General features: G+C 51.8%; 19 protein-coding genes and 2 pseudogenes. 10 read left to right on the plus strand and 11 right to left on the minus strand.

The annotated features are described in order from the left end of the window. Positions 1-3: 3 nt before the first annotated feature. The 3 genes from C3432_RS11275 to C3432_RS11285 all read right to left on the minus strand — a co-directional run bounded on the left by C3432_RS11275 (position 4) and on the right by C3432_RS11285 (position 3,003). Positions 4-1,098 carry a DUF1615 domain-containing protein gene (locus tag C3432_RS11275; RefSeq protein ID WP_103776676.1) on the minus strand — a complete coding sequence of 365 codons (1,095 nt, stop codon included), beginning with the start codon at positions 1,096-1,098 and terminating at the stop codon, positions 4-6. A gap of 14 nt (positions 1,099-1,112) precedes the next feature. Beyond that, the gene (sbmA, locus tag C3432_RS11280; protein WP_103776677.1) at positions 1,113-2,333 is read right to left on the minus strand and encodes a peptide antibiotic transporter SbmA; all 1,221 of its coding nucleotides are present in this window, start codon (positions 2,331-2,333) and stop codon (positions 1,113-1,115) included. A gap of 136 nt (positions 2,334-2,469) precedes the next feature. After that, the gene (locus tag C3432_RS11285; RefSeq protein ID WP_103776678.1) at positions 2,470-3,003 is read right to left on the minus strand and encodes an isochorismatase family protein; all 534 of its coding nucleotides are present in this window, start codon (positions 3,001-3,003) and stop codon (positions 2,470-2,472) included. A 273-nt stretch (positions 3,004-3,276) separates the two neighbouring features. Here C3432_RS11285 and ampH point away from each other — a divergent pair, with 273 nt between their 5' ends. Next, positions 3,277-4,416 carry a D-alanyl-D-alanine-carboxypeptidase/endopeptidase AmpH gene (gene ampH, locus C3432_RS11290; RefSeq protein WP_103776679.1) on the plus strand — a complete coding sequence of 380 codons (1,140 nt, stop codon included), beginning with the start codon at positions 3,277-3,279 and terminating at the stop codon, positions 4,414-4,416. Positions 4,417-4,573: 157 nt separating this feature from the next. Here the strand turns inward: ampH and iprA are convergent, their stop codons facing one another. The 3 genes and pseudogenes from iprA to C3432_RS28335 all read right to left on the minus strand — a co-directional run bounded on the left by iprA (position 4,574) and on the right by C3432_RS28335 (position 6,415). Then, positions 4,574-5,197 carry a hydrogen peroxide resistance inhibitor IprA gene (iprA, locus tag C3432_RS11295; RefSeq protein WP_103776680.1) on the minus strand — a complete coding sequence of 208 codons (624 nt, stop codon included), beginning with the start codon at positions 5,195-5,197 and terminating at the stop codon, positions 4,574-4,576. A gap of 89 nt (positions 5,198-5,286) precedes the next feature. Then, positions 5,287-6,071: pseudogene (locus C3432_RS11300) on the minus strand (autotransporter outer membrane beta-barrel domain-containing protein); the annotation flags it as partial. Next, complete coding sequence (locus C3432_RS28335; RefSeq protein WP_103776681.1) at positions 6,053-6,415, minus strand: hypothetical protein; 363 nt, start codon at positions 6,413-6,415, stop codon at positions 6,053-6,055. The pseudogene C3432_RS11300 and the gene C3432_RS28335, both read right to left, overlap by 19 nt. A 252-nt stretch (positions 6,416-6,667) precedes the next feature. Between C3432_RS28335 and hemB the strand changes: the two genes are divergently transcribed. Then, complete coding sequence (gene hemB, locus C3432_RS11310) at positions 6,668-7,642, plus strand: porphobilinogen synthase (RefSeq protein WP_103776682.1); 975 nt, start codon at positions 6,668-6,670, stop codon at positions 7,640-7,642. Between the two features lie 156 nt (positions 7,643-7,798). On the opposite strand, the gene tauD is transcribed toward hemB, so the two are convergent. From tauD to tauA, 4 genes are read right to left on the minus strand one after another with little or no spacing between them, the layout of a single operon-like run. Further along, the gene (gene tauD, locus C3432_RS11315; protein WP_103776683.1) at positions 7,799-8,650 is read right to left on the minus strand and encodes a taurine dioxygenase; all 852 of its coding nucleotides are present in this window, start codon (positions 8,648-8,650) and stop codon (positions 7,799-7,801) included. Next, a complete protein-coding gene (gene tauC, locus C3432_RS11320) occupies positions 8,647-9,474 on the minus strand; it encodes a taurine ABC transporter permease TauC (RefSeq protein WP_103776684.1) in 828 nt (275 codons plus the stop codon). Before tauC ends, tauD begins: the two co-directional genes overlap by 4 nt. Continuing rightward, a complete protein-coding gene (gene tauB / locus C3432_RS11325) occupies positions 9,471-10,238 on the minus strand; it encodes a taurine ABC transporter ATP-binding subunit (protein WP_103776685.1) in 768 nt (255 codons plus the stop codon). The genes tauC and tauB overlap by 4 nt, the downstream gene beginning before the upstream one ends. 11 nt (positions 10,239-10,249) lie before the next feature. Next, positions 10,250-11,212 (minus strand): taurine ABC transporter substrate-binding protein, encoded by a 963-nt coding sequence (tauA, locus tag C3432_RS11330; protein WP_103776686.1) that lies wholly within the window; start codon positions 11,210-11,212, stop codon positions 10,250-10,252. A 604-nt stretch (positions 11,213-11,816) separates the two neighbouring features. Between tauA and C3432_RS11335 the strand changes: the two genes are divergently transcribed. From C3432_RS11335 to C3432_RS11345, 3 genes are all read left to right on the plus strand, one after another. Beyond that, the gene (locus tag C3432_RS11335) at positions 11,817-12,275 is read left to right on the plus strand and encodes a hypothetical protein (protein ID WP_181012897.1); all 459 of its coding nucleotides are present in this window, start codon (positions 11,817-11,819) and stop codon (positions 12,273-12,275) included. Positions 12,276-12,540: 265 nt separating this feature from the next. Next, positions 12,541-13,959 (plus strand): PAAR domain-containing protein, encoded by a 1,419-nt coding sequence (locus tag C3432_RS11340; RefSeq protein WP_103776688.1) that lies wholly within the window; start codon positions 12,541-12,543, stop codon positions 13,957-13,959. A gap of 17 nt (positions 13,960-13,976) precedes the next feature. Beyond that, positions 13,977-14,366, plus strand: coding sequence for a hypothetical protein (locus tag C3432_RS11345; protein ID WP_103776689.1), 390 nt, complete (start codon positions 13,977-13,979; stop codon positions 14,364-14,366). 130 nt (positions 14,367-14,496) lie between these two features. On the opposite strand, the pseudogene murP reads toward C3432_RS11345, so the two are convergent. Beyond that, positions 14,497-14,667 (minus strand): annotated as a pseudogene (gene murP / locus C3432_RS27955) (PTS N-acetylmuramic acid transporter subunit IIBC); the annotation flags it as partial. A 170-nt stretch (positions 14,668-14,837) separates the two neighbouring features. Between murP and C3432_RS11355 the strand changes: the two are divergent. From C3432_RS11355 to C3432_RS11375, 5 genes are all read left to right on the plus strand, one after another. Continuing rightward, positions 14,838-15,467, plus strand: coding sequence for a response regulator transcription factor (locus C3432_RS11355; protein ID WP_103776690.1), 630 nt, complete (start codon positions 14,838-14,840; stop codon positions 15,465-15,467). Further along, positions 15,467-17,008: an MASE1 domain-containing sensor histidine kinase gene (locus C3432_RS11360; RefSeq protein WP_103776691.1), complete on the plus strand. Its 1,542-nt coding sequence runs from the start codon at positions 15,467-15,469 to the stop codon at positions 17,006-17,008. The genes C3432_RS11355 and C3432_RS11360 overlap by 1 nt, the downstream gene beginning before the upstream one ends. 60 nt (positions 17,009-17,068) lie before the next feature. Then, entirely contained in the window at positions 17,069-18,397 is a 1,329-nt protein-coding gene (gene uhpC, locus C3432_RS11365; protein ID WP_258041608.1) for an MFS transporter family glucose-6-phosphate receptor UhpC, read from the plus strand. Beyond that, on the plus strand, positions 18,394-19,425 hold the full coding sequence (locus tag C3432_RS11370; RefSeq protein WP_103776693.1) for an ABC transporter substrate-binding protein: 1,032 nt from the start codon (positions 18,394-18,396) through the stop codon (positions 19,423-19,425). Before uhpC ends, C3432_RS11370 begins: the two co-directional genes overlap by 4 nt. A 70-nt stretch (positions 19,426-19,495) precedes the next feature. Beyond that, a complete protein-coding gene (locus tag C3432_RS11375) occupies positions 19,496-21,574 on the plus strand; it encodes an ABC transporter permease (protein WP_103776694.1) in 2,079 nt (692 codons plus the stop codon). Positions 21,575-21,578 lie beyond the last annotated feature (4 nt).

A 21,578-nucleotide genomic window follows, 5' to 3' on the forward strand; every position in this document is an offset into this window, starting at 1 on the left:
ACGTTACTGACTCATACATTTCGCCCGTCGCTCGTCCACACGTTTGGCAAACCACGCGGTCGTCAGATTACGTGTGATCTTCGGGCTTTCCAGCTGAATTCCTGGCAGCATCTCACGCGGAAGCATTTTACCACTCTTTGCTTCCGCCAGCTTATAGACCTTTTCATACAGCGCCGTCTTCTCAAACGCCAGACTGTCGCCTTTTTCCAGAGAACGGCGAATATCGCTGTCGCTCATATCCAGTTTGTCCGCCAGCTTACGTACCGCCAGCTCCGTTTTACCCGCCTCTTTGTTGCCATAAAGAATGAGATCGCCGTCTAACGCCAGCTTCACGCCGCTGGCTTTGCTGACGGCGTTCTGGAACGCGGCGTTACGGCTGGCGTACCAGCCGGCGTTGAAATCAGCAAAACGGAAGATGGGCGCACTGTAATTTACCGGATAATTCAGGAGATGCCAGGTACCAAACCACAGCCCCCCACGCAGGCTGAAGACTTCCTGACGCACCGTGCCCTCTATTTGCCACGGATAGCCTTTGGTATGCTGCTCGGCAAAAGCAATACTCACCTGCATCGGCCCCCCGGTATGCACCGGGTTCAGCGAGCCAAACAGCGTTTGTCCCATCGGCACCATGTTAATGAAATCATCAAAAATAGCGCTGAGCTGTTTTTCTGTTTTCACCGTATCCAGGCGGTCGCTATAACTTTTTCCGGTTGGCGAGTTAATTTTCAGCGCCGTATGAACCAGAAAAACCGGGATATGCATTCGTTCGGCGCGCCTGTCGATCTCCTGCCAGGCTATTTTATTCAATCCCGGTACGACAGGATCGGCCTGATAGTTTGATTCCTGCTGCGCCACCGCCAGCACCGAACAGACGTTTTCGACCGTCGGGGCCAGCCCCTGGCTCTCAAATGTTTTCGCCATGTTCTGCGCCCATGCCTCCCTGTCCTTCACGCTGGCAGGCATTTTCTGCCGTACCACGTCTGCCACATCAACGGGTTTTTCACCCTTTTTAAGCGGCTGCGGGGTTTGGCTGCTACAACCTGCCAGCACCAGCCCGGCCAACAGTGACAAAGGGTAAAGACGGGACACCGCCGACATAACGTTTCCTTTTGCTAGCTAAGAGTATGGGTGACTTCCTGAATATCCTGACCATCCAGTTCGCGCTCAAAGCTACGCAGACGTTTATAGATGGACATCAGTTCCACCAGGGTGGTCCATGAACTGATCAAATACTGGAAGGAGCCGCGTACCTGACCAAATACGTTAGTGATCTGAGTCATCAGACCCAGCGTAATCGTACCCGCAACAATCGACGGAAACAGCAGGAACAACCCGAAAACGTTGTCGACCTGCAGATAGAGGATCCGGGCAATATTAAAGTACATATAGTGAAAATAGAGGCGGAAATAGTTCTGGCGCACCGCGCTGAACAATTCGCGAACCGTGGGCGGCGTGGCGCGATTAGCATCATCCTCACCGTAGACCAGCTCTTTACGGTAAGCGGCTTCCACACGCTGATTTTTAAATTCAAGGCCCGGAAGCTTTATCCCCACGACGGCCAACAATCCCGTTCCCATCAGCGACCACACAAGAGCAGCAATGACCAGACCGTAAGGTATGTGACCAACAAACGGCAGATTCGGGACATGCGCAGAGAGCGTAACCAGCACGGGCAGGAAAGCAATTAGCGTCATGATCGCATTAATAAAACTCACGCCCATGCTTTCAAGCGTTGAGGCAAAACGCATCGTGTCCTCCTGCACACGCTGCGCGGAACCTTCGATATGACGCAGATGCTGCCAGTTAGCCATATAGTATTCGTTCATCGCAGTGCGCCAGCGAAACACATAGTGGCTCACAAAAAAATTGTTCAGTACGCTGACCACAACCGCAATCAACGCAATCCCAAGAAACACCCCAACCTCACGATAGAACTGTTCTATGGTGACTTTATGCGGTGAGCTAAGAGCGGTCTGAATGAGATCGTAGAAAGGGGCATACCAGGCGTTAACCGCCACCCCCACCTCCACCAGGAACCAGGTCACGAAGATGATCAGAGACGTCCCAGGTATTGACCAGTACTGCCAGCGGTGCGGGCTATAGATAAACCAGAACAGCGCAAACAGCCCCACGCAGAGAATATAATACGCGTAAAAGATCAGGTAGTTCAGCGACCAGAATCGGGCGGCGCTAATGGGTATGTCACCCGATGCGCCCGCAAGATGCGCCCCCCAGGCACCGCCACCGGCTTGCCAGAAAATGACGGCAACCAGCGCCCAAACAAATGCCGACAGGAAAAAAGCTCCCGGCTTTGGGAAAAAAGACGTAAACATGATGCTCTCCTGCTAACTTCTTATCGTTTTTACTTACGACTGCTGTGTTTTTGCCACAGTGCTCACTGCGGCAAAAAGGGACAAAGCCCAATGACACGCAAGGCGAAACCGCCCATTGTGACCAAAATGGTGACGCTTAGTTCGCTTTCCAGTCCTGAAGAATTGTTTCGACGGATTTCACAAAGACGGGATTGCCTGGCACAGTCAGGTTGCGCCAGACATCGTTATAGTGCGCAATCAGCGTTTCTGCCCTGGCAGCAGGCCGATTGGCTGTCGTGTGGGCATCCCCGGCAACGGTAATGCGATAACCTCTACTGGCGCCGTTTTTCAGCGTGGTATCGACACAATAGTCCGTCGCACAGCCGCACATCACAAACTGCTTAATGCCATACTCACTCAGCACCTGCTCCAGTGCCGTTTTGTAAAATGCATCGCATGCCGTTTTGGTGACGAACAGCGCGTTCGCGGGAACCATCAGCTCCGGTAAAAGCGCAAACCCTTCACTCCCCTCCTCCAGCCCTCCGGCTTCCGCATGCTGAATAAAAAGGGTCACGTCCGCTGCCCGCGTCAGCTGGTTTATGCGTTTAACGCAGATTTCCCGATTGATTCGTGGCGTAGTAAAAACGCCGTTTTGCATATCAACTACCATGACCGCGTGTTTTTCAGACATCGTTCATTCCTGCGGGGAGGGGGAAAACGAGATTATCGCACGTGTGGGATCACAAAAGTGAATCTTGTTTATCGATAAAAAATCCCTTGTTTAGTCTCCGTTACGTTTTTAACACTATTATTGCTGTAATTAGCGATTTGCATTGTGTTACCAGATAGTATAAATACGCATACACATCATCTTTGTTGGCTGCGGGTTTCTTCTCTTGCCGCCTCGATGCAACGCGAATTTTGTGTATAGTTTTCTGTTTTATTTCACTCATGGACACCACCGTTGAAACGTAGTCTGCTTTTTTCTGCCGCGCTGTGTGCGGCGTCATTGACATCAGCCCAGGCAGCGCAGTCTGTCACCGATCCCGTTTTCGCTTCTGATATCGTAGAACGCTACGCCGATCATATTTATTACGGCAGCGGCGCCACGGGGATGGCGCTGGTTGTGATCGATGGCAATCAGCGTGTGTTCCGCAGCTTTGGGGAGACGCGTCCTGGCAATAATGTTCGTCCACAGCTGGACTCTGTTATTCGCATCGCCTCTCTCACCAAGCTGATGACCAGCGAGATGCTGGTCAAATTGCTTGATCAGGGCACCGTGAAGCTGGATGACCCGTTGAGTAAATACGCGCCGCCGGGAGCGCGCGTGCCAACGTATCAGGGTACGCCCATCACCCTGGTGAATCTGGCGACGCATACCAGCGCGTTACCTCGCGAACAGCCCGGCGGTGCGGCAAAACGTCCGGTGTTTGTCTGGCCGACCCGCGAACAGCGCTGGAGTTATCTCTCCACCGCGACCTTGAAAAGCGCGCCCGGATCGCAAGCCGCTTATTCCAACCTGGCGTTCGATCTGCTGGCTGATGCGCTGGCGAGCGCCTCCGGTAAGCCGTACACCCAACTTTTCGAAGAACAAATTACTCGTCCGTTGGGCATGAAAGACACCACTTATACGCCGTCGCCCGATCAGTGCAAACGTCTGATGGTGGCGGAGAAAGGGGCCAGTCCATGTAACAATACCCTGGCGGCAATTGGCAGCGGCGGCGTCTACTCCACCCCCGGAGACATGATGCGCTGGATGCAGCAGTATCTCTCTTCTGACTTCTACCAGCGCAGCCATCAGGCCGATCGTATGCAGACGCTCATCTTTCAGCGCGCGCAGTTAACCAAAGTGACGGGGATGGATGTGCCCGGAAAAGCCGATGCGCTGGGCCTGGGATGGGTTTATATGGCGCCCAAAGACGGACGTCCGGGAATCATTCAGAAAACAGGCGGCGGCGGCGGTTTCATCACCTATATGGCGATGATTCCCCAGCAAAATGTCGGTGCCTTTGTGGTCGTTACCCGTTCGCCACTCACCCGGTTCACCAATATGAGTGATGGAATTAATGATTTGGTGACCGAACTTAGCCAGAATAGATTTTAAATAATTCGCGTTGCGGGGCAAAACGGCGTCGTCGTTTGAACAGCGCTTGCGCTGGCCCCGCAGGGGCGCGGCCCAGGGACGGGCCGGGTAACAAAGCCAACGCACCAGCAACCTGAAGGATGACGAGTATAAATCGTTAATTGTTCCCGCATCCTGATTAATACTCTGAAGGCAAACGGTTAATCCCCACCAGTTTGCCTTTATTCATTTCGATATAACCACCTTTTCGCAAGGCAGCAAGCACTTCAGCAACAACGGAACGCGAAATTCTCGTCCTCTGGTGAATGTAATTCATAACACCGATACGGAAACGTAACTCCTCATCCCACTCAATCATTGATATCAACGTAGCCCGGATTTGATCGTAGGAATTATTGCCAATTAGCTGTACATCGCGCATTTCCATGATGCGATTTTGCCATGCCAGCCAGCAAAAGGCTTCACGCCACAGATTATTCTCCTCAATGATTTTTATCGTTTGAGAGGCCGGTAGATGATATCCCGAACCGCTACTTTCATTGACCAGTTGATACTGTACATCATTTTTCATTACACCATCTGCCAGCCCCATGATAAATGGCGCCTGAGCAATACCTATAAGTATATTTTCTCCTCTTCGCAGAGAGATAACGCCGTTTAAAATAACAAACGTATCATCCTGGTGGGTATCTTTAGAAAATATAACTTGTTTTTCATTACAAAACTCGAAGCGAGTACCATATTTAGACAAGCATTGATCGAGTTTCCTGAATTCATTAAGTGGTTTACTCAGTGAGATCATTTTGCATTCCTTGCAATAATGCCCGTCAAATCCTTAACGGGCATTGCCTGGGTTAAATAACTATTAATAAGTTTATCAAAAAGAAATCATTACCAGGTATATTTAACGCCTACGTTCGCGGACCAGTCTTGATCTACATCACCACCACCAGGGTAGTTGACGTCTGAGTAAACGTAAGCCAGTTTGAAGTACGGCGTCAGAGCCTGATCGTCACTGTAGGTGAAGGTATAACCGGTATCAACCCCCAGCTCATAACGCATGCTGTCGTAAGACTGACCGTCAACCTTCATGTTGTTGCTCAGCGGGAAGTCATCACCAGACTGGAACATGCCAGATACGCTGCCGTACGGAGTCAGGTAACCCACATCACCCAGTTTGAAGTCATAACCCAGTTTCAGACCAAAGCCCCAGGCATCGGAAGCGGCGCTGCCGTCAACGTACTCACCGTTGCTCATGTTAGCAGACAGATCGTTGCTGAAGTGAGAGTAATTCAGGTTACCATCAACAAAGATGTTGTTTGCAAAGCGAGCTGAAGAGTAGATGTAGACTGGCTGTCCTGATCCACCTGACCAGTACGGTCGCTCATATCACCTTTCGCGAAGCCCACCGCAGCACCGACGATCCACTTAGCGTTGTTACCATCAATTTTGGTATCAAGACCGACCATGATACCGTTAACATTCTGATCGTAGTTAATGGTGTCGTTGTCGCCGTTGAGGTTACCGCCAAAGTAACTCACCCATGCACCACCGTTATCTGTCAGGCCATGACGAGAGTTGGTCAGACGAGTCCCCTGGGTAGAATTGCTGAGATTAACGGTGGTTTGCATTGCGTTATCCGCAGACGGATGTGCAGTTACAAAAATAGCCACGTCATCAGCAGTATGTTCACCGCTGTAATCGCTGGCGTTATTGTTATTACCGAACCAGCCAGAAGTCCCTTCATCAGACCATGAACCAGGGTCACGGTAGAATCAGTCACCGTGATGGTATTGTTAAATACTTCACCGCTGTTTACGCCGGTGCTGACGGTATTATCGTTAGTGTCTTCCCACTCATAACCCTGAGTGAGGGTAATACCGGCAACACGGGAGTTATTTTTAATGACCAGATCAACTTCCTGATCCAGCGTGATGGCGGTACCCATGTTGTAAACATCAACAACGTGAGTATCTGGCGTACCATCCGTGTGCGTACCATTATAGGTATAAATTTCCATGATTTACCGAAACAAAAAAACAATGAATAGCTAACCCCCTTGTATGTAAATCATAAAAATAAAAAATCATCGATATTTAAAATAAGATCTTAAATATAAATGCCATTGGTAAATATGAATATTTAGTTATACACAATAAAAAATTAGCGCTGGTTATCCCGGAACGGGTCGATAATGAGGCCCATTTCGTGAAACACCGCACTCAGGTTCAGGTATACTACAGCCTTCGATTCCACAAACATCAGGCATCCCATGACAGACTTAATCCAACGCCCTCGCCGCCTGCGCAAATCTGCTGCGCTGCGCGCCATGTTTGAAGAGACAACACTGAGCTTAAACGACCTGGTGTTGCCGATCTTTGTTGAAGAAGAACTGGACGACTATAAAGCGATTGAAGCCATGCCAGGCGTCATGCGTATTCCGGAAAAGCATCTGGCACGTGAGATTGAACGCATCGCCAGTGCCGGAATTCGTTCAGTGATGACCTTCGGAATTTCCCACCATACTGATGACACCGGCAGCGATGCCTGGAAAGAAGACGGTCTGGTGGCGCGTATGTCGCGCATTTGCAAACAGACGGTGCCGGAAATGATCGTCATGTCTGACACCTGCTTCTGCGAATATACCTCCCACGGACACTGTGGCGTACTGTGCGAGCACGGCGTGGATAACGATGCCACGCTGACCAACCTCGGCAAACAGGCCGTTGTTGCTGCCGCGGCTGGCGCTGACTTTATCGCGCCTTCTGCCGCGATGGACGGACAAGTACAGGCAATCCGCCAGGCGCTGGACGCCGCGGGCTTTACCGATACCGCCATCATGTCCTACTCCACTAAATTCGCGTCATCTTTCTACGGCCCGTTCCGGGAAGCGGCGGGAACCGCCTTAAAAGGCGACCGTAAAACCTATCAGATGAACCCAATGAACCGTCGTGAAGCGATTCGTGAGTCGTTACTTGACGAAGCGCAGGGTGCAGACTGTCTGATGGTGAAACCTGCCGGCGCCTATCTGGATGTACTGCGTGACATCCGCGAACGTACTGAGCTGCCGCTTGGCGCGTATCAGGTCAGCGGCGAATATGCGATGATCAAGTTCGCAGCAATGGCCGGTGCCATTGATGAAGAGAAAGTGGTGCTCGAAAGCTTAGGCTCAATCAAACGTGCCGGTGCGGATCTGATCTTCAGCTACTTCGCGCTCGATTTAGCTGAGAAGAAGATCCTGCGTTAATCTCCCCTCTGCCGGATGACACTCCGTCATCCGGCATGTTCACAAAACGTTGCCGAATCATCATCCAAACGACATTTGCCCTTTTGCGCGCGAGGCGCTGGTCGGTTTTTATCCCCCGGCTCCCCCGATGCACCCGCAGGCAGTCTCGCCACAGCCTTACCCCGCGCGAAAGTAAGGTTTATCCCCGAGGATAGTCGCCCGGTGCATTATGCGCCGCTGCGGCAGATAATCGGCGTTGGCATAATGCTGGGTGACACGGTTATCCCAGATCGCCACGTCATTGGGCTGCCAGCGCCACCGCACCTGAAATTCCGGCTTAGTTATATGGGTAAACAGAAATCCGAGCAGCGCCTCGCTCTCTTTCTGTGTGACATCAACGATTCGGGTAGTAAAGCCTTCATTAACGAAAAGAGCCTGTTTGCCGCTCACCGGATGCGTGCGCACCACCGGATGCAATAACGGCGGATGTTTTGCCACCGCCTCCCGCCAGCGCTGATGCTCCTCTTCAGTTTGACGGTACTTGTACTCCGGAAAAGACTTACGGAAATCATGCTCCGCACGCAGGCCGCTCAGGAGCTGGCGGAAAGGCTCAGAAAGCGCCTCATACGCCGCGATCCCACTGGTCCACAGCGTATCGCCGCCGGTGGAGGGCAGCTCTTTAGCCGCCAGGATCGCCCCGGCAGGCGGCGTTTCGATAAAAGTCACATCCGTGTGCCAGTTATCATTATCCGGTGGATTATCATTGTGCGTATCGAGCACGATAATCTCATCCACCCCCTCGGCATGTGGGTAGACGGGATGAATATGCAGATCGCCAAAACGCTGCGCCAGCGCTCGCTGTTGCTGCGGTGCGATCGCCTGCTCGCGCAGGAACACGACCTGATGGCGCAGTACCGCATGATACAACTGTTCAAACTGATTATCGCTCAGCGGGCGGGTCAAATCCGCACCAGAAATCTGTGCGCCGATATACGGTCCCAGCGGGACAATGCTCAGACGTTCACTCATTGTACTTCTCCATGCCAGGGCGTCAGACGGCGCTGAAGCGTACGCAGACCCAGTTCTAAAATAAAAGCAATGACCGCAATCACCGCGATCCCTGCCAGCACCACGTCGGTGGCAAGAAACTCACCGGCCGACTGGACCATAAATCCTAAACCTCGCGTTGCCGCGATCAGTTCTGCTGCCACCAGCGTCGACCAGCCCACGCCAAGCCCAATGCGCAAACCGGTCAGGATCTCCGGCAGCGCGCCGGGCAGGATCACAAACCACAGCACCTGTGCGCGACTGGCGCCCAGCGATTGCGCAGCACGTATTCTCACCTGCTGCGCGCTTTTCACCCCCGCCAGCGCCGACATCGCTACAGGAGCAAAAATCGCCAGATAGATCAGCAGGATCTTGGACGTTTCGCCAATACCGAACCAGATAACCATCAGCGGCAAATAGGCCAATGGCGGCACCGGACGATACAGTTCAATGATCGGATCGAGAATGCCGCGCATCGTCGGACTCAGCCCCATCGCGATCCCAACCGGGACGCCCAGCAGCACCGCCGCCAGCAGAGCCAGCACAATTCGGGTGAGGCTTGCCGCCAGATGCTGCCACAGCGTGGCATCCATAAACCCCTGCGGTCCGGCAATCGTCACCAGCTTTTGCAGCACCTGCTGCGGTGGCGGCAGAAACAGTGGACTTATTAGCTGGAGCGCCGCCACCGCCCACCATACCGCCAGGAGGGTCGTCAGCGTTGCCAGGCTTAACGTTATCTGTCGGGAGAACGGCCAGCGCCATACGGACGTGCGCTGAGCCGGTTTGTCATTGATAACCACGGTCATGAAAAGGCCTCCCGTTGTTCAAAGACGCGGCTTAACACATATTCGCGGGTCTCAATAAATTGTGGATCGGACTTAATACCACGACTCGATTCGCCAGCCACAAAGCGGCGGGCGAAATTGAGCGACAGACGCTCCACTATCCGGCCAGGTCCTGGGGACAGCAGCAGCAGATCGGTTGCCATAAACACCGCCTCTTCAATATCATGGGTGATCAGCAGCACCTGTTTGTTCGTCTCATGCCAGAGCTTCAGCAGCAGGGTTTGCATCTGCTCACGGGTAAAAGCATCCAGCGCGCCGAAGGGTTCGTCCAGCAGCAAAAGCTGGGGATTGGCGGCCAGCGCGCGGGCAATGCCAACACGCTGACGCTGACCGCCGGAAAGCTGCCAGATAAAGCGCCTGCCCGCCCCTTCCAGTCCGACCTTTTTCAACATCTCATGCGCGATTTGCTGACGCCGCGCTTTCTCCACGCCTGCCAGCTGCAAACCAAAAGCAACGTTATCCTGGAGATTACGCCAGGGAAGCAGCCCTTCATTCTGAAAAACCACCCCACGCTCCGCGCCCGGCCCGTCCACCCGTTTGCCCGCCAGTTGAATGCTCCCGTGCTGATAAGGCACAAATCCGGCAATCAGGTTGAGCAACGTTGTTTTCCCACAACCGGATGGGCCCAGCACTACCAGCAGTTCACCACTGTCGAGCGTCAGATTGAGATCTTCCAGCACGGGCTTACCGCCGTAATCAGCAAAGAGATGTGAGATATGCAGCATCCGCGCCTCCTTTATTGTATAAAGCGGTCGGTAACGTACTGACTGTAATCGTTCGCGACATCAGGCACTTTGCCCTGCTCTTTCAGGAACTGCGCGGTGTCGATAATGGCTTTGTTCACCGGTCCGGTCAGCTCGGATGTCTGCTGTTGCGGCGTCAGATAGGTATTGCCTTTCACCAGTCCCGGCACATCCGCTTCCGGCACGCCGCTTAAGCGCGACAGCTTGCTGATGTTTTCCGGCTGTTTCAGCCATTCGTCAGGATTGGCGATATACGATTGCTGCGCGTCGATAGCGCTTTTGGCAAAGGCTTTCACCACCTCGGGATGCTTCCCGGCAAAATCTTTACGTACCACCCAGACATCCAGCGTTGGCGATCCCCACTCTCCCACTTTTTCTGAATCAGTCAGCACATTACCCTCTTTTTCCAGCACGTTAACCGCGGGTGCCCAGACGTAAGCGCCATCAATATCTCCGCGCTGCCAGGCGGCGATAATCGCGGGCGGTTGCAGGTTCACAATCTCTACCTGGCCAGGCCTGATGCCCCAGTGCTTTAACGCTGCCAGCAGACTGTAATGGGTGGTGGAGATAAACGGCACGGCAATACGCTTGCCGATCAGGTCTTCCGGCTTGCTGATATTTTTCTTCACCACCAGCGCTTCAGAGTTACCGAGTCTGGAAGCAAGAAGAAAGACTTCGATCGGCACCTGCTGACTGGCGGCTACCGCCAGCGGACTGGAGCCGAGATTGCCTATCTGCACGTCGCCGGATGCCAGCGCACGAACAATACTTGCCCCGCTGTCAAACTTGCGCCAGTCAACGGTGGCCCCGCTCTCTTTGGCAAACGTATTATCCGCCTGCGCGACTTTCGCCGGTTCGGCGGAGGTCTGATACGCCACGGTAACGTTCACCGCCTGCGTCTGAAAGGTGATGAGCGCCAGTGCGGCAAGTAGTGTGTTACGCGATGAAAAAATCATGTTGTCTGCTCCCCTGTCTTGTTATGGAGGCAGTATTTCGTTGCGGCTGAATTTGATAAAGGAATTAAAAATTCTGGCTAAGAACAAAGCGTTTTTAGAAAAAAAGCGGCAATGGTTAGCGATGTAATGTATTTAGCGATGTCGGATAAGTTGTTTTGAACACGTTCCCATTCGCCAGGTCACCCCGTTGCAGACCGGAGAAGGCCCACATCATTCAAAATCATTGACTATAATTTAATCGCAAACCAATCGTAATAGTCTGATTTTACGGTCTATTTTTTGCATACGGCATGGTGGCGGATAACGACCCGCCAGGTAACTCAGTTTCAAATGGTATAGAGTTTCATCTGCCCCATAACCCAACAACTAATATTCAAAAATTAACGCGAGTAAACCAGGCGAACGCTATCTGACATTTGCTGAAATAAAGAAAATAGACTCAATTTTCAAAGAGAACCTTCTGGAATTTGACCCTGACTTAAAATCCCTGCTAATGCTGTGCCTGTATACCTGCGGACAACGCCCCTTCGAACTGGCGCATTCGCAGAAAAGTTTTTATGATACCGAAAATAATAAATTAACTATTGCCAAAGAATTCACAAAAATGAACAGAAATAATGTCGTGTATATATGTGATTCAGCTAAAAAAATACTGAATGAGCAAGCGTTGCGATATCCTGATAGCGATTTCTTTTTTCCTAATAAGAATTATGAAAAACAACTCAAAATTTATAATTCTCAAATCAAAGCTGACGCGCTCAAACGCGCTCTAAAGCCAACAGTTGAGTTAAGTTCCTTTTACTGGTCCGCTCCTGTGAATAGTTTTGCGAAGAAACATGTGGAGTCTGTTTTTTCGTTACGTGATATACGGCGAACGTTTAAAACACTATCTGGGATGCTGCATTTCACAGAAAATGAAAAAGAAATAATAAATCAACACGCTAATAGTAGTATTGGTAAAAAACACTACGACAGATACGACTATATTATTGAAAAAAAGAGAGGCAACGTTGAAATGGGAAAAAGCGTTACAGATTCTACTATCAAAAAATGGGCTAAATGAGATAAATTTGATTATAGAAAAGGTGAAAACATTATAATCAATTCATTTGTTAAATAAGTCACATATTAATTATTTTGAGCCTGAATCGTCCAGGATTGTATTTATGCTTTTTATATACTATGTGATCAAAAGCACAAAATTTATTGTGAAAATCGTTTGTTATCGTACTTTTAACAGATGAGTAAGATTTAAAAATGTATTTCTATCAAAGTAATAAAAAAATCTGTCAGTATATTCATGAACATGAGTTATGGAGTGAGGTTTTATGGGTATGGCATATTTTTTAAGAATTGGTGATAAAACAACATGTGGCGGGAGAATCATAACGGGTGCGTCTAATCATACAATTCATGGACAGTGTACTGCTCGTAATGGTGATAAATATATATGTGGTAGAGATAAAAATATTTATTCTATAGCAGGGGGACAGCCTAATTATTATATACAGGGTGTACAGGCTGCCGGAACAGCACATAGCACCGGTACATGTCCGTGTAAGTGCAAATTTATTAATTCAATTTATAATGTAACGTATGGCTATGAAAGTGAGAGTAAAAATAAAGTCCATTCCGCCAGGCCAGCAACAAACAAAATGGTATCTGAAACACCACAGCACGCACCGAAACCGCTTACAATAGCTCCAGAGCCATCTGGCCCGGTTGACGACGAAAAACCGCCCCGTGAACCTGTAGATGCGGGATTTTGTGTACTGCCATACGAAGCCACACCATCGTCGTATGAATCGTGGTTTTTCAATAATCCCCCCGATGGTACACGTGAGCTATTTCATAGCTTAAATCCTGATATGAAAAAAAAACCTGGTTCTATTTTAATTATTGCTGATCCAGAAAAACAAGACGCGGAACAAATCAAACATATCGAAAATGCCAGGGATAAAATAGATAGCGCGCTAGAGCCATTAACTCTTGAAGAAGCAAGATTTTTATATCAAAACAGACACATAATAGATATGGTTACCTCATATGGTTCAGATTATGGTGGCATTCTTAGTGATATGTCTGAAAAATACTTTGGTGAAATTGAAAATACTCTAAATAAAATTCAGGATGCTTATAGAAATCAATATGTATCAAGAGGTACATTAATCAGTGAACAGTTTTTTGCAGAGCGGAAAATTCTATTCAAACAATTAGACGGGATATTTCTAAAAATATTTAGAGAACATATCGGACTTGCTCAGTATGATGATATGAAAAAAGCTTTGAGGTTATCTTCATCATCAATAGTACATAAATGGAATCAAACAGGAGTTAACGATATTGACGGTTATGCGACCTATATCGAAAAGTCAGCAAAGCTGGCAAAACTGATGAAGACATTTAGTAAAGTCGGTATTGGGCTGTCTGCATTAAACGGAACTAATTCTATTTATAGCGCATGTACCATCGGTAGAGATTGCGAAAAGACGACTTATACTGAGATTGGTAAATTTGCCGGGGGCATAGCAGTTCCAGCCGCATTTAACTCTGTAATCGTGCCCGTAGCAACTGCAACTTGCGCAGTAGTATTAGGCGCTTTAAGTGCTCCAGCAGGTGGAGTGGGAGGTATGGCATGTCAGATTATCGTTCGAGCAGGTGCAGCATTTGGTCTAAGTAAAGCTGGAGAAGAAGTTGGTGAATCAACGGGTGAAGTAATATACGATATAAAAAGTGACATGCAGTAAAAGATGATGGTGAAAAAATGATTAATGAAAGAATAATATTTTTAATTTTGAGTGGCATAGTATTTTTTGGTGCAATAATTATGTACATTTTAATGCTTATTGGTGACAGAAATTTTTATACCATATGTGATTTATATAAAAACAAATTTGGGAGATTACCACAAAGCACAGAACTATTTTACAAATCTCCGCCATTATGTGCGGGATACACTATGAAGTTGGATTTTATTTTTTGGCCTTTGGTATATAATAAAAAATCTAAATTTAGTGAAAACGTTAATGACGTGGAATTTATAAGGTCATTACCTAAAAAACTCACAATAATATATGTGATAGCATTTTATCTCAGTATATTTCTTGCCTTTATCTTTGGTGCAGCGGTTCTAATGTTATATATAAGAGATTAATTAACATGAAGAAGCAGCGGGAGAGATCCCGCTGCTGTGTCTAACCAATACCGGATAATCAGCAGCAAAAGCTTAGACTGAAAAAATCAGTAAAATGACTGCAATCATATTAATTTTTATCATTATTCCCTCAATCCAGATCTACGTTTTTGCAGCCACACAATGCAGTGATAATAAACCCTGAAACGTAAGAGATCAGAACGCCACCACCATAAACGGCAATCGCCGGAAGAATCCCGTTGTCAGACGTCATGAGCGGTAACGCAGCAAGCCCTGACGGGCCAAAGGCTGGAGAAAGCCCTTGTGCCGCCCTCCGGCAATCAATGCCTGATGGCGCTACGCTTATCTGGCCTGGAACATCAGGCAAATTATTGCGATTTTGTTATATTCGTTCCATAACTGTGCCTGATTGATTGCCAGCGCAGCGGCACCGGGCATCATAGGACCATGGTTCGGTAAGAGAATAGAAACATGATTCGTGTGGTGCTGGTCGATGACCATGTGGTAGTACGCTCCGGTTTTGCACAGTTACTCAGCCTCGAAGAGGATCTCGACGTTGCAGGTCAGTTCAGCAGCGCGGCGGAAGCCTGGCCCACACTATTGCGCGATGACATCAACGTCGCGGTGATGGATATTGCCATGCCGGATGAAAACGGCCTGAGCCTGTTGAAACGCCTGCGCGCGCAAAAACCGCAATTTCGCGCCATTATTCTGAGCATTTATGACACCCCAACCTTCGTGCAGAGCGCGCTTGATGCGGGAGCCAGCGGCTATCTGACCAAACGCTGCGGGCCGGAAGAGTTAGTACAGGCCGTGCGTTCCGTCGGGATGGGCGGTCATTACCTGTGTGCCGACGCGCTACGGGCGTTGCGCGGCGGAGAACAATCGTCACAGGTGCTGGAAATCCTCACCCCACGTGAACGTGAGGTGTTTGATTTACTTGTCAAAGGCGACAGCGTGAAGGAGATCGCCTTCAGACTCTCCCTCAGCCACAAGACGGTTCATGTCCATCGCGCCAATGTACTGGGTAAGCTCCAGTGCCACAGCACAATTGACCTGGTACATTTCGCCCTCGACCACCAACTGCTGGCGGGGCACTAATGTCGCGCAGTCTTCGCCACTGGGTTATCTCATTATTCATTGTGCTGGCCTGGGGAACCGGCTGGCTGATGTTATGGACGCTCGGATTTTACCTGACCCATAACGGTCAGCAGGCGGCGCTTTTTCTGCCGCACGGCGTCTACCTGGCACTGCTGATCCTGCTTTCTCGTCGCTACTGGCCAGCACTGATACTGCCCCCCATGCTGATGCTGCTCTGGCTGCCCGGCGAACAGCTGGTTAACGGCTATATCCTGCTGGTTGCGCCATTAATTAGCCTGATTCCCGCCAGCCTCGCGCAACAATTCTGGCACCGCTTTCCCCTTTACTGGCAGCGCCTGACGCTGCTGCTGGCAACGGTTACCGCATCTTCACTACTCAACACCGCCCTGCTTTCGCCGTTTGTCAAAAGTCCGGCAATGCTGCTCGGCCTGGCCTCGTTTACCGGTGGTGTGCTGCTGACCCCGTTTGTCTATCTGATCTTTGAGTTCCTGCGCCAGCAGCACCGCTACCATCTGCTGGGGCTGGACACCAGTAACCCGCCGCTTCGCACCTCATTAATTATCTGGTGCAGCCTGTTCTTTATCATTGGCATCGGCACCCAGATAGTGCTGTCGCCGGAAATTGAACGCCTGCTGCTGATTGTCGTTTTTCTGCCAAACGTGGTGATGGCCTGGAAATTCGGCTGGCAGGGCGGCGTACTCTCTGGCCTGTTGGGCAGTATGATGATCACCATCGCCCGTCAGGTTGGCGTGGGTTTTAATAACCTGGTTGAGCTGGAGATTTTTCTGGCCACTCAGGCGCTGCTCGGCATTGGTCTGGGGATTGCTATCAGCCGCCAGCAGCATCTGGCGCAAAACCTGCACCACTACCGCCAACGGCTGGAAGCGGAGCTGGCGGCGCGACGCGCGCTGACTGAAAAGCTGATCCACACCGAAGAAGATACGCGTAAAAGCCTGGCGCGCGAGCTGCATGACGAGATCGGGCAGAACATCACCGCCATTCAGATCCAGTCACAGCTGGTGAAACGTGCGCGCAATCCGGCGCAGACTCAGGCTGCCGCCAGCCAGATTAACGATCTCGCCCGCCGTATTCATCACTCCACCCGCCAGCTGCTGCGCCAGTTGCGCCCTCCCGCCCTTGATGAGCTGTCGTTCCGGGAGGCGTTGCACCACCTGCTCAATGAATTCGCCTTTACCGAACACGGCCCCCACTGCCGCTTTGACTACCAGCTGATCGCTCCCCCGGAGAGTGAAACGGTGCGCTTTACCCTCTACCGGCTGTTGCAGGAGCTGCTCAATAACATATGCAAACATGCCAGCGCCAGCGAGGTCGCCATTACGCTGTACCAGAAGGGGGATATTTTGCTTCTGGAGGTGAAGGACAACGGCGTGGGGATCAGTCCTGACAAAATTCCCGGTTTTGGCATTCAGGGGATGCGCGAGCGGGTCAGCGCCCTGGGCGGCGAACTGACGCTGGAATCGCAGAACGGCACGCGGGTAATTGTTAACCTGCCCACAAATTTGCAACAAACAGCGTACTAACCAGGAAAAAGTCTTAGCCACTCCGGACTTTGTCTCATCCCCTTTCGGTTTCACTTTCTTATAGTCAGAAAAACGGAGACGGCTATGCACGTACGCTCAGCAACCGACATTAACCAACATTACCGGACGCTGCGTCCACGGCTGCTGATGTGCATGGTCATCGGGTATGCCGCATTTTATCTGACGCGCAAAAGCGTCAACTACGTGCTCCCGGCGCTGCAAACCGATCTGGGGCTGGATAAAGGCGATATCGGCCTGTTGGGATCGCTATTTTATCTGACCTACGGACTGTCGAAATTTACCGCCGGATTGTGGCACGACGGCCACGGACAGCGCTGGTTTATGGGCGTTGGCCTGTTCATCACCGGGGTACTGAACCTGGTATTCGCCTTTGGCGAGTCGCTGACGCTGCTGCTGGCTGTCTGGACGCTGAACGGATTTTTTCAGGGCTGGGGATGGCCGCCCTGCGCCCGACTGTTGACCCACTGGTACTCACGCAACGAGCGCGGTTTCTGGTGGGGCTGCTGGAATATGTCGATCAACCTCGGCGGGGCCATTATCCCTCTGATTAGCGCCTTTGCCGCCCACTGGTGGGGATGGCAGGCGGCGATGCTGGCGCCGGGGATTATCAGCATGGCGTCAGGCATCTGGCTAACGCTGCAACTGAAAGGAACGCCGCAGGAAGAGGGATTGCCGTCCGTCGGCACATGGCGCAACGATCCGTTAGAACTGCGCCAGGAACAGCAAAGTCCGCCGATGGGACTATGGCAGATGTTGCGTACCACAATGCTGAAGAATCCGATGATTTGGCTGCTGGGCGTCTCTTATGTGCTGGTCTATTTGATCCGCATTGCGCTTAACGACTGGGGCAACATCTGGCTGACGGAGAGTCACGGCGTCAATCTGCTCAGCGCCAACGCCACCGTGATGCTGTTTGAAGCAGGCGGGTTGCTCGGTGCGCTGTTCGCCGGATGGGGTTCAGATTTGCTGTTCAGCGGCCAGCGGGCGCCGATGATTTTGCTGTTCACATTAGGGTTGATCGTCTCCGTCACCGCGCTATGGCTGGCACCGGTTCATCACTATGCGCTGCTGGCAGTCTGTTTCTTTACGGTGGGCTTCTTCGTTTTTGGCCCACAAATGCTGATTGGCCTGGCGGCGGTGGAGTGCGGACACAAAGCGGCGGCAGGCTCAATCACCGGTTTTCTCGGCCTGTTCGCCTATCTGGGGGCCGCGCTGGCGGGCTGGCCTCTGTCGCTGGTCATTGAACGCTACGGCTGGTCGGGAATGTTCAGTTTGCTCTCGATTGCCGCAGTATTTATGGGTTTATTGCTGATGCCGCTGCTGATGGCGAGCATTACAACCTCTCCCGGTCAAAGGATAAAACAATGAAAAAAACTCTGGTCACTTCCCTGATTGCTTCCGGCATTGCGCTGGCGACGTTAAGCGGCGCGGCACATGCCAAAGGTCGTCTGGTGGTCTATTGCAGCGCCACCAACGAAATGTGTGAAGCAGAAACCAAAGCCTTCGGCGACAAATACGACGTGAAAACGTCGTTCATCCGCAACGGCTCCGGCAGTACGCTGGCGAAGGTCGATGCTGAGAAGAAAAACCCGCAGGCGGATGTCTGGTACGGCGGCACCCTTGACCCGCAGTCTCAGGCCGGTGAAATGGGTCTGCTACAACCCTACAAGTCCCCCAATCTTGAGCAGGTGATGGAGAAATTCCGCGATCCGGCGAAGCTGAAAGGCAACTACTCCTCGGCGGTGTACGTCGGTATTCTTGGCTTTGGCGTTAACACCCAGCGTCTGAAAGAGAAAAACCTGCCTGTGCCAAAATGCTGGCAGGATCTGACCAAGCCGGAATACAAAGGCGAAATCCAGATTGCCGACCCGCAAAGCTCCGGCACCGCTTACACCGCACTGGCAACCTTTGCACAACTGTGGGGGGAAGATCAGGCCTTTGATTACCTGAAACAGCTCAACGCTAACGTCTCCCAGTACACCAAATCCGGTATCGCCCCGGCGCGTAACACCGCGCGTGGTGAAACGGCCATTGGTATCGGCTTCCTGCACGACTATTCGCTGGAAAAAGAGCAGGGTGCCCCGCTGGAGCTTATCTCCCCGTGCGAAGGTACCGGGTATGAAATTGGCGGCATCAGTATCCTGAAAGGAGCACGTAACCTCGACAACGCCAAACTGTTTGTCGACTGGGTATTGTCGAAAGATGCCCAGGAGCTGGCATGGAAAAAAGGCAAGTCCTATCAGATCCTGACCAATACCACTGCCGAAACGTCACCAAACTCGCTGAAGCTCGACGACCTGAAGCTTATCAACTACGACATGGATAAATACGGCTCCACCGATGTCCGTAAGGCGCTGATCAATAAGTGGGTCAGCGAAGTGAAGATGGGTAAATAAGCCCAGATTGTACGGTTAATGCCCGGTGGCGCTCACGCTTGCCGGGCCTGAACACAACACCGGAAAACGTATGTCACATACACTGGCACGCCATCCCGTGAAAAAACGGGATGCGATATTTCTTTGGGTTTTACTGGGCTGGCTGGCGTTTGCCCTCCTGCCGAGCTGGAGCCTGGATTACGGTCTGCTGGAATCCACGAGCGATGAAATTCTCGAGGCCTACGGCTGGTCACAGGTCAATATAAGCTGGCTGTGGTATCTGCTGCCGGGCCTGCTGCTGATTCGTCCGCTGCAGGAAACCCGGCGGGACCAGCGCGGCCGGAACTATCTCGACGCGGGCTGGGCGTTTTTGTGCATGGCGTTTATCGTCATCAGCGCCACGATTGAAGGCCGCGGTTTAGGGTATGCCACCATCGTGCTGTTTGTGGCGCTGGGCGCGATCGCGACTCTGGCGCTAACCCGCCTTGAATGGCTGGGCGGCGACCGCTTTGTGATTGGTTCGCTGGTCACCATCGTGGCGCTGATTGGCGTCTTTATCGTCTGGCCGAGCATCGCCATTTTCATCCCGATATTCACCAACGACGCAGGCGAATTCGCCCCGCTGGCGTTTATGACCGTGCTGTCGCAGGCGCACATTGTTCAGGTCATCCTTAACTCCATTGCCCTGTCGATTGCGGTTGGCGTCGGCTGTACCTTCTTCGGCCTGGTGCTGGCGATTTACACCACCCGCATCGCCAGACGCAGCGCCATTATTGGTCGTATCTTCTCGATTCTGCCGATCGTCACCCCACCGTTTGTCGTCGGCTTAGGGGTGACGCTGATGATGGGGCGCTCCGGCTACGTGACCGAATTTATGGTGGAGTGGTTTGGGTTGACCAACACCAACTGGCTGTACGGTTTTACCGGTATCTGGCTGGCGCAGGTGCTGGCGTTTACCCCGATGGCGTTTATGATCCTCGACGGGGCGATCAAAACCATTCATCCATCGCTGGAGGAAGCGTCATACACCCTGCGCGCCAGCCGCTGGCAAACCTTTAACGGGGTGTTTGTCCCGCTGCTGAAACCGGCGCTGGCAAACGCCTTCCTGATCGTGGTGGTGCAGTCGCTGGCCGACTTCAGTAACCCCCTGGTACTTGGCGGTAACTTCGACGTGCTGGCGACGCAGATCTACTTCTACATTACCGGCTCACAGCTCGATTATCAGGCCGCCAGCACCCTCGGCGCGTTCCTGCTACTCTTCTCGCTGCTGGTGTTCTGCATTCAGTATATGTGGATTGGCAAACGCTCTTACGTCACGGTATCCGGTAAGTCCTACCGGGGCGACGTTCAGCCGCTGCCGGTCACCCTGGTGTGGAGTGTGATCGCCATTCTGGCGGTGTGGATTGCCTTTAACGCCCTGCTCTACGGCAGCATTTTTTACGGCAGTTTTACCGTCAACTGGGGCGTGGACTACACCCTGACGCTGGATAACTTTATCAAGCTGTTTGGTCAGGGGATGAGCGATGGGGCATGGCCTTCCCTGCTCGACACCCTGCTCTACGCCGGGATTGCCGCGCCGATCACCGCTGCTTTTGGCCTGCTGATCGCCTGGGTAGTGGTCCGCCAGCAGTTTAAAGGCAAAAAAACCATCGAGTTCACCACCATGCTGTGCTTTGCGGTACCGGGTACCGTGGCGGGCGTCTCCTATATCCTCGCCTTTAACAGCGCCCCGGTGTACCTCACTGGAACGGCGGCGATTGTCATTATCTCCATGGTGATGCGTAACGTACCGGTCGGGATCCGCGCCGGGATTGCCGGATTAGGTCAGATCGATAAATCGCTGGATGAAGCGTCGCTCAGCCTGCGCGCCGGGAGCTTGCGTACCATCACGCACATTCTGCTGCCGCTGCTGCGCCCGGCAATCCTCTCGGCGCTGATCTACAGCTTTGTGCGCGCCATTACCACCGTCAGCGCCATTGTGTTCCTCGTGACGCCGGACACCCGCGTGGCGACAGCCTATATCCTGAATCGCGTGGAAGACGGCGAGTACGGCGTGGCGATCGCCTACGGTTCGATTCTGATCGTGGTGATGCTGGCGATTATTTTCATTTTTGACTGGCTGATCGGGGAAGCGCGTATCTCCCGTTCAAAAGCCAAAAACCAGGCGTAATGGA

The organism is Citrobacter amalonaticus, from assembly GCF_002918555.1.
In the GTDB taxonomy this organism is placed as follows: Bacteria; Pseudomonadota; Gammaproteobacteria; order Enterobacterales; family Enterobacteriaceae; genus Citrobacter_C; species Citrobacter_C amalonaticus_A.

What these genes read in the sequence shown, in the direction of transcription:
- C3432_RS11275 (WP_103776676.1), bottom strand. Translation starts at nt 1,098, where the DNA reads ATGTCGGCGGTGTCCCGTCTTTACCCTTTGTCACTGTTGGCCGGGCTG.
- sbmA (WP_103776677.1), bottom strand. Translation starts at nt 2,333, where the DNA reads ATGTTTACGTCTTTTTTCCCAAAGCCGGGAGCTTTTTTCCTGTCGGCA.
- C3432_RS11285 (WP_103776678.1), bottom strand. Translation starts at nt 3,003, where the DNA reads ATGTCTGAAAAACACGCGGTCATGGTAGTTGATATGCAAAACGGCGTT.
- iprA (WP_103776680.1), bottom strand. Translation starts at nt 5,197, where the DNA reads ATGATCTCACTGAGTAAACCACTTAATGAATTCAGGAAACTCGATCAA.
- C3432_RS28335 (WP_103776681.1), bottom strand. Translation starts at nt 6,415, where the DNA reads ATGGAAATTTATACCTATAATGGTACGCACACGGATGGTACGCCAGAT.
- hemB (WP_103776682.1), top strand. Translation starts at nt 6,668, where the DNA reads ATGACAGACTTAATCCAACGCCCTCGCCGCCTGCGCAAATCTGCTGCG.
- tauD (WP_103776683.1), bottom strand. Translation starts at nt 8,650, where the DNA reads ATGAGTGAACGTCTGAGCATTGTCCCGCTGGGACCGTATATCGGCGCA.
- tauC (WP_103776684.1), bottom strand. Translation starts at nt 9,474, where the DNA reads ATGACCGTGGTTATCAATGACAAACCGGCTCAGCGCACGTCCGTATGG.
- tauB (WP_103776685.1), bottom strand. Translation starts at nt 10,238, where the DNA reads ATGCTGCATATCTCACATCTCTTTGCTGATTACGGCGGTAAGCCCGTG.
- tauA (WP_103776686.1), bottom strand. Translation starts at nt 11,212, where the DNA reads ATGATTTTTTCATCGCGTAACACACTACTTGCCGCACTGGCGCTCATC.
- C3432_RS11335 (WP_181012897.1), top strand. Translation starts at nt 11,817, where the DNA reads ATGAACAGAAATAATGTCGTGTATATATGTGATTCAGCTAAAAAAATA.
- C3432_RS11340 (WP_103776688.1), top strand. Translation starts at nt 12,541, where the DNA reads ATGGGTATGGCATATTTTTTAAGAATTGGTGATAAAACAACATGTGGC.
- C3432_RS11345 (WP_103776689.1), top strand. Translation starts at nt 13,977, where the DNA reads ATGATTAATGAAAGAATAATATTTTTAATTTTGAGTGGCATAGTATTT.
- C3432_RS11355 (WP_103776690.1), top strand. Translation starts at nt 14,838, where the DNA reads ATGATTCGTGTGGTGCTGGTCGATGACCATGTGGTAGTACGCTCCGGT.
- C3432_RS11360 (WP_103776691.1), top strand. Translation starts at nt 15,467, where the DNA reads ATGTCGCGCAGTCTTCGCCACTGGGTTATCTCATTATTCATTGTGCTG.
- C3432_RS11370 (WP_103776693.1), top strand. Translation starts at nt 18,394, where the DNA reads ATGAAAAAAACTCTGGTCACTTCCCTGATTGCTTCCGGCATTGCGCTG.
- C3432_RS11375 (WP_103776694.1), top strand. Translation starts at nt 19,496, where the DNA reads ATGTCACATACACTGGCACGCCATCCCGTGAAAAAACGGGATGCGATA.